The organism is Leucobacter ruminantium, from assembly GCF_017565705.1.
GTDB lineage: Bacteria > Actinomycetota > Actinomycetes > Actinomycetales > Microbacteriaceae > Leucobacter > Leucobacter ruminantium.
Window position 1 is genome coordinate 1 of sequence record NZ_JAGDYL010000001.1, and the last position, 11,981, is coordinate 11,981.

Here is an 11,981-nt window from a genome sequence, read left to right on the forward strand (position 1 = left end):
CACGAACACGGAACGCACGAGGGCGCTTGCACCCTGGCTCGAGTTCTACAACACTGGACGCTGCCACTCAGCCCTGAGAGGCTTCCCACCGATCAGCCGACTGGAACCAACGTCCTGACCGGGTACAGCTAGCCGGCGCCGGCTGCGCGGCTCGTCCGCAGCCGGCGACTCGCGGCTGCACCGACGGAACGCTCCGTGCGCCGACGGTGCCAGGTACCGCTGCGCCCGCCGCCCTCAGCCTGTGAGCCGGGCTGCCGCCTCTCTCCAGATCCGTTCGAGCTCGGCGAGGCTGTGCGCCTCCCCGCCGCGCAGCTCCACACCCTCGGCCACGTAGAACAACGCGACGTCGATGCGCTCGGGGTCGACGCCCGCCCACTGCGCGTAGGCATGGCGGTAGAGGTCGAGCTGGAAGAAGCGTTTCTCGCGCTCGGCATCGGTGCGGGGCGATCGGCCCGCCTTCCAGTCGACCACCTCGAAGCGCGCATCGTCGCCCGAGCCCGAGCGGTAGACGGCGTCGAGCTTGCACACGAGGGTGCGGCCGGCGAACGGCAGGGTGACCTCCTGCTCCACGGCGATCGGCCTGAGGCCGGCCCATCGCGACCGCTCGAACACGTCGATGAGCGGTTCGAGCTCCCGTTCGACGTCGAACTCCGCGCGCCCGGGGTCCCACTCCTCGGGGTCGAAGCCGAACAGCGGAAGCGCTGTACCGAGCGCCGTGGTGGCCCTGCGCTCGACCCACTCGTGGAAGCGGTTGCCGATACGCGTGCGCCGGAACGGGCGCTGCGGAACGGGGCGAAGTCTGCGCCGCTCGGCCGCGCCGGGATCCTCGACGAACTCGTGGAAGGCGGAGGCCGTGATGCGCTCGGGCAGCCGCACGGCCGCTCCTTCGCCGCGCTCGGCCGCCGCGCGCTCGGCGAGCAGCAGCCGCACGGTCTCGTCGACGGCCGCGCGCGGCTGCGCCTCGTCGGCTGCGAGCTCGGCTCGGAGCGCGGCGGCGGCTCGCAGCACGGGCTCCGTGCGCGCTCCGAGCGGATCGAGCGGCCAGGTCTCGGTCAGCTCGGCCGCCCCTCCTGGGTCGGTGTCGTACGCGCTCGCGACGGGCAGGTCCGAGATGACGCCGTGCTCCTGCAGTTCGAGCAGGTAGGGCGACGGCTGCCGGGGCCTCGACTGCCCGCCCCAGAACGACCCGCTCAGCAGGAGACGACCGGCCGAGCGCGTGATCGCGACGTAGGCGAGTCTGCGCTCCTCCTCGGCATAGCGCTCCTTCGACTCGGCCTGGTAGTCGGCGATCCGGTCCTTCAGCTCCTTCTGGGTCGAGGCGAGCCGCCAGAGCAGCTGCGGACGCGCCGGGGCATCGCCGCGCAGTTCGTCGGGCAGCTGTCCCTTGCGCAGCCATCCGACGCCGCGCCTCGGCGCGGCGGGAAACTCCCCCTCGACGAGTCTCGGGATCGCTACGATGTCCCACTCGAGCCCCTTCGAGCCGTGCGCAGTGATGAGCTGCACGGTGCCGGGGGCGGGCGCGGCGACGTGCTCGTCCACCTCGTCGGCCTCGATCGCCCGTTCGATCCACTCGAGCAGCGAGGGCAGCGTGCCGCGGTCGTCGACGGCGAGGTAACCGGCGACGAGTTCGCCGAAGACGTCGAGGTTTGCGAGCGCGGCGGCCCCGCCACCGTGATCCCTCGCCTCGTTCGCCTCGAGTTCGATGTCCAGGCGCAGGGCGTGCACGGCCGCGGAGATGAGCTCGCCGATGTCTCCGCCGACGCTCTGTCTCAGGTTCGCCAGCATCCGGCCGGCCTCGCGCAGGCGCGCGATTCCGGTCTCGCTGATCCCGGTGAGGGCGCGGTGCGAGGGATCCCTGATCGTCGCGATCTGGTCGAGCGCGTCGATGAGCGTGAACTGCCGATCCGGGTCGGGGAGCACGCTGTCGGCCTCGCGGTCGGCCTCGCTGAGGCGCTGCTGGCCGACGTCGCGCGAGGAGAACCACCGTGCGGCGTCTCGGAGGCCCGCCAGGTCGGCGACGCCGATGCGGAAGCGTGGGCCCGCGAGCAGTCTGATGAGGTCTCCGCCGGCGTCGGCGTACCAGACGCAGCGCAGCGCGCTCACGACGTCGGTGACCTCCGGGGTGCTGAGCAGACCGCCCAGGCCGATGATGCGGTTGGGAACGCCGACCGCTGAGAGCGCCGCGGCGAAGGCGGGCATGTGGCGCCGGTTGCGGAAGATCACCGCGGCGCTCGGCGGTTCGCCGTGTTCGGCGAGGTGTGCCGCACGCGCGTCGGCGACCCAGCGGGCGAGCTGCTCCCGCTCCTCGTGCACGCTCTCCGGGAAGAGCCACTCGACGCTGCCTGCGACCGCGGCGGGACTCGGCGCCAGCCGCGGCACGGAGATCGGCGAGTCGGCGGCGAGCGGCGCGGACACGGCCGCGGCCGCATCGAGCACCGTGCGCGGATTCCTCCAGCTCGTCGACAGCGTGAGCGTGGCGGCGGCCTCGCGCTCCCCTGCGGGCCCGGCCGCGCGCCCGCGGAAATCGGCGTGGAAGGACTGCAGGCCCGCGGCCGAGGCGCCGCGCCAGCCGTAGATGGACTGGTGGGGGTCGCCGACCGCCATCACGGGCGACCCCGCGAAGATCCGCGAGAGCAGCCGGGTCTGCCCGACCGAGGTGTCCTGCACCTCGTCGAGCAGCACGGCCGCGTGGCGGCGCCGCAGCACGGCGACCGCGTCCGGGGATCCCTCGAGCGTGCGCGTCGCGAGCGCGAGCTGATCGGAGAACTCGATGAGCCCGCGACGCTGCTTGGCGGCCGCGAACTCTCGCGCGAGTCTCGTGAGCAGGGGCGTCTCCGCGACGTTCGCTACGGCCTTCGCCACGTCGGCGTAGTTCTTCCCGTCGGCGCCTCCGACGGTGTCTTTCTCGTTGTAAGGGAGCTCGATGACCCGCGCGAACTCGCCGACGATCTGCTCGACCCGATCGAACGAGGTCAGGTTGTCCGCGACCGCGTGGTCGATCGCGAGCACGTGCCGCACGAGCTCGGGCGTGCGGAGCGAACTCGTCACGAGGTCGGGGTCGTCGCTGGAGAGGATCGTCTCGCGCGCGACGCGCCAGGCGGTGGCCTCATCGATGACGACGGCTCCCGGCGGGATGCCCGCAGCGACCCCGAACTCCTGCAGCACGCCGGAGGCGAAGGCGTTGTAGGTGCTGACCTCCGGCAGGTCGAGGCCGTCGCCCAGCAGCCGCGCCAGCTCATGAGCGCGCTCGGACTCGCGGGCCGAGAGTCGGCCGAGCTCGGCAGCGTCTCCCAGCCGTGCGCTGAAGTTCTCGAGGCGGGTGGTGATCCGCTCGCGCAGCTCGCCCGCAGCCTTCCTGGTGAAGGTGAGGCCGAGCACCCGGTCGGGTTCTACCAGGCCGTTGGCGACGAGCCAGACGACGCGGTTCGCCATCGTCTCGGTCTTGCCGCTGCCCGCGCCGGCTATGACGAGCGCGCTGCCCGCGAGCGGGTGCTCGATCACCGCGCGCTGCTCCGCCGTCGGCAGGAGCGGCGGTCTCTCCGGGTCGGCGAGCAGCTCCGCGATGCGATCGGCGGTGAACACCGGCGCGGATCCCGCCTGGTTCGTGCTCGCCATCATGCGCGGCTCACCGCCTCGATGATGTGGAGTCTGCAATTGCCCGGCTGATGCGGGTCGGAGCAGTGGTGCTCGATGCGGGCGGTGAAGGCGCCGGCCGCCATGATCTCGGCCGCGGCGAGCACGCGCTGCACGAGTTCGGCACGCCCTTCCTCGGAGAGCGGCTGCTGGACTCGCTCGATGAAACCCGCGCCCTTCGCGGCGTCGGGATGCACGTAGAGCAGCCGTGCGCCGCCGCTGCGCACGGCGCCCGGGCCGGGCTCCCCCGTGTGGACCGAAGCGGCCTCGGAGCCGGGCTCTTCCGCGCCGCCCGGCCCGGCACCGGAGCCGGCCTCGGAGCCGAGCACGGCTTCGGACTCGTGCCCGGTCGCAGAGGAGTCGATGGCGGAGGCACCGAGGTCGAACGCACCGAGCATCACCCCGAGCTGATAGGCCTGCAGCTGAGCGTGGCGCTCGGCCTCCGGTTTCGACGGCGGCGTGGCGCCGGTCTTGAGATCGAGCACGGTGATCTCCGCCCCCGTCGGAGTCTCGCGCAGTTCGAGCCGATCGGCCTTGCCGCGCAGCTCAGCCGGCCCAAGAGGGATCGCGAAGCCCGACTCGCGCCCGATGAGGCGTCGGTCGGACGCGTCGAATTCGCGCAGGTAGTCGGCGAGGCCCCGGGCCATCGCCGCCGCGGTCGATTTCGCGCGCTCCGACTCCCACTCGGCGTCGAAGGGCAGTTTGCCCCACTCGCTCGTGATGGCCTCGAGCAGCTCCTCGGGGTCGTGCCCCTCCGCGGTCTCGAGCGCGTGATGCACGAGCGTTCCGAGGCTGGCCTGCACGCTGCCGCTGCTCCCCCCGAGCGCCGTCACCGCCCAGTCGAGAGGACAGCGCTCGGCGGCCTCGAGTTGGGAGGGGCTGACCGGGATCCTCCGCTCGCCGTCTCCCTCCCCCGCACGGCCGATCGGGGCGTAGAGCGGGGCCTCCGTGCTCGGCGGCAGCACGCCGTACCACTCGTCGGGGTGCGCGCCGGGCACGCCCGCGCGCACGAGTTCGGAGAGCGACACCAGCGCCTCGCCGTCCGACGGATCGGCGACGACCCTGCGACGCAACGCAGCGACGGCCCCGCGCAGGGTGAGCCGTGAACTCGGCAGTCCGTCGCGCAGGTGCTCGCGACCGAAGCCGAAGAAGGGGCTGGGGTGGTGATCCTCGTCTGCGATCGCCACCACCAGCAGTTCCTCGCGCGCCCGCGCGCAGGCCTGCGCGAAGAGCCGCAACTCGTCGTGGATCGTGTCCTTGCGCGACGGGGCGGTCGCCTCGCCGCCCCGCAACCAGCGTTCGAGAGCGACGGTGCCGAGCAGGGATCCGCGGGAACGCGTGTTCGGCCAGACCCCGTCTTCGGGACCGATGATCGCGACGAACCCGAACTCCCTGCCGATCGCGCCCTGCGGCGTGGTCACGGTGACCGCGGCGCGCTCGCCTCGCTGCGCCAGCGTGTCCTCGGGAACCGTGTTCTCGAGCAGATCGTCGAGCAGTTCGGAGACGGGCTGCTCGCTGGCCTGCTCCTCGTGCCGCTGCAGCGCGAAGAAGAGGCCGAGCGCGGCGTCGAGGGATCGGTTCGCCTCGTCCGAACGGGCCCCGCGGCCCGCGAGAGCCTCATCCTGCCACCTATCGGCGAGCCGCGTGCCGTCCCAGATCGCCCAGAGCACTTCGCGGGGGGTGCCCCCGGCCTCGCGTACCCGATCTCCCGCCGCCGCGATGAGGCCGAGGCGACGCAGAGCCCTGCCCCCGGCGCTGTCCACGGCCGGTTCGGCCCCGGGGAACGCGAACGCATCGAGCACCACCTCGTCGGTCGCCCTCGGGTCCCTCTCCTCGTCGCGCGCCGCGCGGCGCTCCCGCATGAGGAGCGCGCCGCGGAGCCGCCGCACCGCGACAGGGTCGAGCCCGCCGACCGGGCCGCCGAGCAGGTGGAGCACGCCCTCCGCGTCGAGTCGGGCGATGTCGAGGGCGTGCTGCAGCAGCCCCACGAGATCGCGCACGATCCGATGCTCGCGCAGCACGATGCCGCCGGCGACGACCCCCGTGGGCACCTGGTGCGAGGCGAGACCGCGCGAGATGCGCGCCGCCTCGGACCGCGAGCGGCAGAGCACCGCCATTCCACCCCAGTCGAGTGGTTCGCCGCCCTCGAGCCCGAGCCTGCGCGAGCGCATGCGGTGGGCCACGATCCCGAGCTGTTCGGCAGGCGAAGACGCCCGCGCGAAATCTATGCGCCCTGCGGCATCCCCGGACGCCGCGGAGCGCTGCGCACCTGCGCCGGCGGCGCCGACGCGGGCCGTGAGCCCGCGCACCAGCTCGCGGATCTCCCGCCCGTGTCGGTGCACCGTGCCGAGCACTGCAGCCTGCTCGGGCTCCGCACCCGCTACGCCGCCCGTCACTCCCCCTCCGCCGACTCCCCCGCGCCTCGCGAGCTCTGAGGTGAGGGCCGTGAGCATGCGGGTCCGCTCGCCGTGGAAGGCCGCTGTCGCCACGTCCGGGTCGCCGAAGACCCAGACGGCGCTGCCCGCAGCGGCGCAGGCGGCGAGCAGCGCGAGCTGCCCCTCGCCGAGTTCCTGGGCGTCGTCGACGAGCAGCAGGCGCGGTGGCTCTGCCCGGCCTGCGCGCAGCTCGCCCGCCGCGGCCCGCAGCAGCGCACTCGAGCTCAGCTCTTCCGGCCTCTCGACTCCGAGACGGCGATCGACCGCACCGATGATCGCGAGCGCCTCGCGCCAACGGGCGATCAGCTCATCGGCCGGGGCGTCGGTCCGCGCGTCGAGCGCGGCCCGGCCCCGCAGTCGCGCGAGCTCGTCGCCCAACGAGCCGGTGTGGAGGTCGAAGTCGTCGATCACGCGCCAGAACTCGCGCAGCTCCGCCCTGAACGCCGGACTGCGCAGCACCTCGTCGACGAGCACGGCGGAGGTCCCATCAGCCGCACGCTCCGCAAGACGATCCTCGATGACGGCGGCGATCGCCTCGTCCTGCGCCGTACCGGTGAGCAGCCTGGGCACGGGGTCGCCCGAGGCGGCCGCGGCCTGGGCGAGCACCGCGAAGGCGAGCGAGGCCGGAGTGCGGGCGGGGGTGCCCCCGAGTGCACGCCGCGCACGGGACTCGATGGAACCGCGCAGCGCAGCCGCGGCCAGGCGATTCGGCGCGATCGCCAGCACATCGGCCTCGCTGCGCCCCGGGCGCTCGAGCACCCGGGCGTAAGCCTCGACGAGCACGGAGCTCTTGCCGCTGCCGGGCGCCCCGAGCACACGTGCGTGCCGGTCGGGGTCGAACGCCAGAACGGCGAGCTGCGCGGGGTCGAATCGGATCATGCGATCAGCCTACTGAGCGCCTCGGACATTCCGGCCGGGGTGTCGGCGCGGGATCCCCGGCCCCGATGCGAGGCGCATCCCGACGCTGCGAAGCCCAGCCGAACGACGCTCAGGAGGACCGCCCGGAACAGCCGGGCCGCCGGTACGCGGCAGCCGTTCAGCGCGATGCGTCCGCGTCGCGGGATCCGACAATTCCGCGCCGATTCCGGAGCATTCCTTCGGCCCGTCCGACAACCCCTCCCGAGAATGTCCGGGGCGGTCGCTACTCTGTGCCGTGAGATCAGCGCCGAACACCGACCACCGGCAGGCGGGCGGCGCACGAGCAGCGAGGAGGCTGATCGCATGACCCAGCGCACCGACGAGCACCGACCCGCACGTCAGCGGAGGCGTCGCCTGCGGCGAGCGCTGCTCGGCGTGCTCGCCGGTCTCGTGGGCCTCGCGGTCGTCGTCGCGGGCATCGGCGCGTGGGCGGTGACGCGGTCGTTCCCGCAGCTCGACGGCCGAATCGACGCTGCGGGCATCGACTCGCGGGTCGATGTGCAGCGAGATGCCCGGGGCATCCCGACCATCACCGCCGACTCCAGCGCCGACCTCTTCTTCGTGCAGGGCTTCGTGCACGCGCAGGATCGCTTCTGGGAGATGGACTTCCGGCGCCACCTCACGAGCGGTAGGCTCTCCGAGCTGTTCGGCGAGTCGCAGCGCGACACCGACGTGTTCCTCCGCACGCTCGGCTGGCACCGGGTCGCCGAGCAGGAGGTCGAAGCGCTTCCAGAGGAGGTGCGCGGTTACTACGAGGCCTACGCCGAAGGGGTGAACGCCTACCTCGCCGACCGCAGCGGCGGTCGGATCTCGTTGGAGTACACCGTGCTCGGCATGCAGAACCCCGACTACGAACCCGAGCCGTGGACTCCGGCCGACTCCGTGGCGTGGTTCAAGGCGATGGCGTGGGATCTGCGCACGAACATCGAGGACGAGACGGCGCGGGCTCTCGAGAGCCGTTCGCTCTCCCCCGAACGGCTCGCCGAGCTGTATCCGGGCTACCCCTTCGACGAGCACCCGGTGATCCTCGCGGACGACCGGGCCGGCGGGGCGGTGATCGCGGCCTCCGCCGGCGCCCCCGCGGTGGAGGAGGCCGGGTCCGGTGGAGAGGGACTCGCCGAACCGGGCGCATCGGCCTCCGACCCGGGCGGCTCCGCCTCCCCGCAGTCCGAATCGGCGCAGTCCGCGCCCGCCGACGCCTCGGCGCCTGCCGCCGAATCCGTACTCGGCAGGGTCGACGCGCTCATCTCCTCTCAGAGCGAGGGTGTGGGATCGAACTCCTGGGTGGTGTCGGGCGAGTTCACCGAGAGCGGCAAGCCGCTCCTCGCCAACGACCCCCACCTCGGCGCGGAGATGCCGTCGGTGTGGACCCAGATGCAGTTGCGATGCCGATCCGTCGACGAGCGGTGCCCGTTCGACGTCGCGGGTTTCAGCTTCTCGGGCCTGCCCGGCATCGTGATCGGGCACAACCGCGAGGTCGCTTGGGGCTTCACGAACCTCACGACCGACGTCGCCGACCTCTACGTCGAACGGGTCGAGCCCGACGGCTACTGGAAGGACGGGAAGAAGCACCCCTTCGAGACGCGTAGGGAGACGATCCGCGTCGCGGGCGGGAGCGACGAGGAGATCGAGGTGCGCTCGACCGCGCACGGGCCGATCGTCTCCGGCCTCACCCCCGACTTCACCGCGATCGCCGAGCACCCCCGCGTGGGCACAGCATCCGGCGGGGGCGGGACCGCAGTCGATCCCTCGACCCTGGGAGCGCTGCCGCCCGGCGAGTTCGCGGTGAGTCTGCGGTGGACGGCGCTCGACGCGGGCAGCACCGCAGAGGCGATCTTCCTCATGAACACGGCATCCGACTACGCGGGATTCCGCGAGGCGGCGTCGAAGTTCGACGTCCCCGCGCAGAATCTGATCTACGCGGACCTCGACGGAAACATCGGGTATCAGGCTCCGGGCAGGCTCCCCGTGCGCGGGGCGGGCGACGGCTGGCTGCCCCAGCCGGGCTGGGACAGCGCATACGATTGGCGCGGCTTCGTCCCCTTCGACGAGCAACCGCGAACGCTCAATCCCGCATCGGGATACATCGTCACCGCGAACAACGCGATCGTCGACGACGCCTACCCCTACCTCCTCAGCAGAGACTGGGACTACGGCTACCGCGCGGCGCGCATCGTCGAGCTGTTGGAGGAGCGCATCGCCGCGGGCCCGGTCGACTCGGCTGATATGACGGCCATCCAGCTCGACAACCGATTTCCTGCGGCCGCGGAGTTGCAGGCGGCCTACGCCAGCGTCTTGGATCCGACCGGGAGCCACCCGGAAGGCGTGGGCGGCACCGACTCCGTCACGGCCTCCGCACTGCGGATGCTGCAGGAGTGGGACGGGCAGAACGATGCGGATTCGGCGGCTGCGGCCTATGCGAACGTGCTGTGGGAGCACGTCACCGCCGAGATGGTGCAGGCCATCGGCGGCACGGACGCGAACGGCACCGCTGCGATCCCCCGTGACGATCAGGGGCGCTTCGCGCTCTTCTTCGCCCGGCAGCTCGATGACCCCGAGAGCGTCTGGTTCGGCGACGACCGCGAAGCCCTGCTGCTCTCGGCGGCCGAGGCGGCATCGCACGAACTCGTCGAGGCGCAGGGATCGGACCCGTCGCGCTGGAACTGGGGCGAGCTGCACGCGCTCGAACTGACGAACGGCACCTTCGGCACGAGCGGCATCGCGCCGATCGAGGCGCTCTTCAACCGAGGACCCTATCCCGTCGGCGGCGGCTCGAGCGTCGTCAACGCGACGGGCTGGACGCTCGGGGAGGGCTACGAGACCGTCACCGTACCGTCGATGCGCATGGTGATCGACCTCGACGATTGGGATGCCTCGACCTGGCAGAACCTCTCGGGCCAGAGTGGACACGCGTTCCACCCGAACTACGCCGATCAGGCCGAGAACTGGGCCTCCGGCGAGACCTACGCCTGGCCCTACTCCAGGAAGGCCGTCGAGGCGGCCACGACGCATCGCCTGGTGATCGAACCCTCGACGTAGCCGGGACGGTTCGGTCGCGCTGCGCTGCTGGCGAACGGCGCCACCGGGCGGGACGACGACCGCCCACCGCCCCCTAGACTCGGAGGCAGCGGCGCCGGAACCCGTTGTTCCGGCGCCGAGCAGCACTGTGCCGCGGCCCCGCGCCGCAACCGAGGAGGTATTCCGTGGAAGTTCGCATCGGCATCATTCAGTCCCCCCGCGAGATCAGCTTCGAGTCCGACCAGGCCGCGGACGAGGTGCGCCAGGCGGTCGAGTCGGCACTCGCCGAGGGCAAGCAGCCGCTCGTCTCGTTCACCGACGCGAAGGGCAAGCAGTACCTCGTGCCGACCGCGGCGATCGCCTACGTCGAGCTCGGCGGCGACAGCGGGCGCAAGGTCGGCTTCATCAACTGACGAGCCAGTCAGCCGACGAACGGCTCAGCTGACGAAGCGGCTCGTCAGCCGTCGCACCGGTCGCGGCCCCGCGTCGCCTGCGGGTCTCACACGAGCGGGTGCGGGCCGCCCTCGAGCTCCTCGACCACCGCGTCGAGCAGCGCGTCGGCGGCCTCGCGCTTCGTACCCGAGGCGACGCGCACCAGCTCGCCGTCCGAGTCGAGCACGTGCAGCGTGTTCTCGCCCGACTCGAAGCCCTCGCGCCATCCCACCGCGTTGACGGCGAGCAGATCGACGCCCTTGCGGGCGAGCTTGCGGCGACCGCGCTCGAGCAGCTCTTCCTCGTCTTCAACGGTCTCGGCGGCGAAACCGACGATCACCTGACCGGGCCGCTGCGCCTTCACGAGCGAGACGAGAATGTCGGGGTTCTCGGTGAGCACGATCGACGGCGCCTCTCCCGGAGCGTCCTCCTTGCGGATCTTCCGGTCCGAGACCTCCGCGACGCGGTAGTCGGCTACCGCGGCGGCCATGAGGATCACCTCGGCCCCTGCCGACGCGGCGTGCGCGGCCTGCTCCAGTTCGGCGGTCGTGCTCACGCGCACGGTGCGCACGCCGGGCCGTTCCGCAGCCGCGAGCACCGACTCGTCGATATTGGCGGCGAGCAGCACGACCTTCGCCCCCCGCTCCGCCGCGGCCGTCGCGAGCGCTACTCCTTGCCGCCCACTCGAGCGGTTGCCGATGAAGCGCACGGGATCGATGGGCTCCCTGGTGCCTCCGGCGGTGACGAGCACGTGCACGCCCTGCAGATCCCCCATCGCAGGGGCGGAATCCGTCCGGTCCGCGGTCTCCTCCGTCTCCACGGGCGACCCTTCGGCATCCTCCCCGACCGCGACCCCGACGACGGGGGCGACGACGGTGCGCGCGTCGTCGAAGTCCGCCGCAGCGGCAGGGGCCGATCCCTCATCCCGGCCTTCCTGCCCGGCGGCATCGCGACGCCCCTCGAGCTCGCCCTCCAGCACGCCGTCGAGCAGATCGTGCACGCGCGCCGCGATCGAGTCGGGTTCGCTCATGCGGCCGAGCCCGCTGTCCGAGCCCGTCAGCCGGCCGCTCTCGGGGCCGACGAAGTGCACGCCGCGGGAACGCAGGATCGCGATATTGTCCTGCGTCGCCGGATGCTCCCACATCTCCGTGTGCATCGCGGGCGCGACGAGCACGGGCGCCCGGGTCGCGAGCAGCGTCGTGCCGAGCAGATCGTCGGCGATCCCCGCGGCCATCCGCGCGAGCGTGTTCGCCGTGGCCGGCGCCACCACCACCAGGTCGGCGCGCTGCCCGAGCGCGACGTGCCGCACCTCGGGCACGTCCTCGTGCACGGAGGTGGTCACGGAGTTGCGGCTGATCGCCTCCCAGGTCGGCTTGCCCACGAAACGCAGCGCGTCCTCGGTGGGCACGACGTGCACGTCGTGCCCCTCCTCGACGAGCAGGCGGGCGAGCAGCACGGCCTTGTAGGCGGCGATGCCGCCGGTGACTCCGAGCACGATGTTCATGGATTCATCGTACTCAGAGCGACCCGTCGATAGGCTCGTGC

At 72.2% G+C, this 11,981-nt stretch carries 5 protein-coding genes and 1 pseudogene; 3 read left to right on the forward strand and 3 right to left on the reverse strand.

Annotated elements, in window-relative coordinates; all coding sequences use genetic code 11:
* Nucleotides 1-118 (forward strand): annotated as a pseudogene (locus J4H91_RS00005) (IS481 family transposase); the annotation flags it as partial.
* 116 nt (nucleotides 119-234) lie between these two features.
* On the opposite strand, the gene J4H91_RS00010 reads toward J4H91_RS00005, so the two are convergent.
* Nucleotides 235-3,618 carry an ATP-dependent DNA helicase gene (locus tag J4H91_RS00010; protein WP_208044204.1) on the reverse strand — a complete coding sequence of 1,128 codons (3,384 nt, stop codon included), beginning with the start codon at nucleotides 3,616-3,618 and terminating at the stop codon, nucleotides 235-237.
* Nucleotides 3,615-6,947, reverse strand: coding sequence for a UrvD/REP family ATP-dependent DNA helicase (locus J4H91_RS00015; RefSeq protein WP_208044205.1), 3,333 nt, complete (start codon nucleotides 6,945-6,947; stop codon nucleotides 3,615-3,617). The genes J4H91_RS00010 and J4H91_RS00015 overlap by 4 nt, the downstream gene beginning before the upstream one ends.
* A 342-nt stretch (nucleotides 6,948-7,289) precedes the next feature.
* Here J4H91_RS00015 and J4H91_RS00020 point away from each other — a divergent pair, with 342 nt between their 5' ends.
* Nucleotides 7,290-10,025: a penicillin acylase family protein gene (locus J4H91_RS00020; protein WP_208044206.1), complete on the forward strand. Its 2,736-nt coding sequence runs from the start codon at nucleotides 7,290-7,292 to the stop codon at nucleotides 10,023-10,025.
* A gap of 164 nt (nucleotides 10,026-10,189) precedes the next feature.
* On the forward strand, nucleotides 10,190-10,417 hold the full coding sequence (locus J4H91_RS00025) for a DUF3107 family protein (protein ID WP_208044207.1): 228 nt from the start codon (nucleotides 10,190-10,192) through the stop codon (nucleotides 10,415-10,417).
* Between the two features lie 86 nt (nucleotides 10,418-10,503).
* Here J4H91_RS00025 and J4H91_RS00030 read toward each other — a convergent pair whose 3' ends face one another.
* A complete protein-coding gene (locus tag J4H91_RS00030) occupies nucleotides 10,504-11,940 on the reverse strand; it encodes a bifunctional phosphopantothenoylcysteine decarboxylase/phosphopantothenate synthase (protein WP_208044208.1) in 1,437 nt (478 codons plus the stop codon).
* Between the last annotated feature and the right edge of the window lie 41 nt (nucleotides 11,941-11,981).

What these genes read in the sequence shown, in the direction of transcription:
- J4H91_RS00010 (WP_208044204.1), bottom strand. Translation starts at nt 3,618, where the DNA reads ATGATGGCGAGCACGAACCAGGCGGGATCCGCGCCGGTGTTCACCGCC.
- J4H91_RS00015 (WP_208044205.1), bottom strand. Translation starts at nt 6,947, where the DNA reads ATGATCCGATTCGACCCCGCGCAGCTCGCCGTTCTGGCGTTCGACCCC.
- J4H91_RS00020 (WP_208044206.1), top strand. Translation starts at nt 7,290, where the DNA reads ATGACCCAGCGCACCGACGAGCACCGACCCGCACGTCAGCGGAGGCGT.
- J4H91_RS00030 (WP_208044208.1), bottom strand. Translation starts at nt 11,940, where the DNA reads ATGAACATCGTGCTCGGAGTCACCGGCGGCATCGCCGCCTACAAGGCC.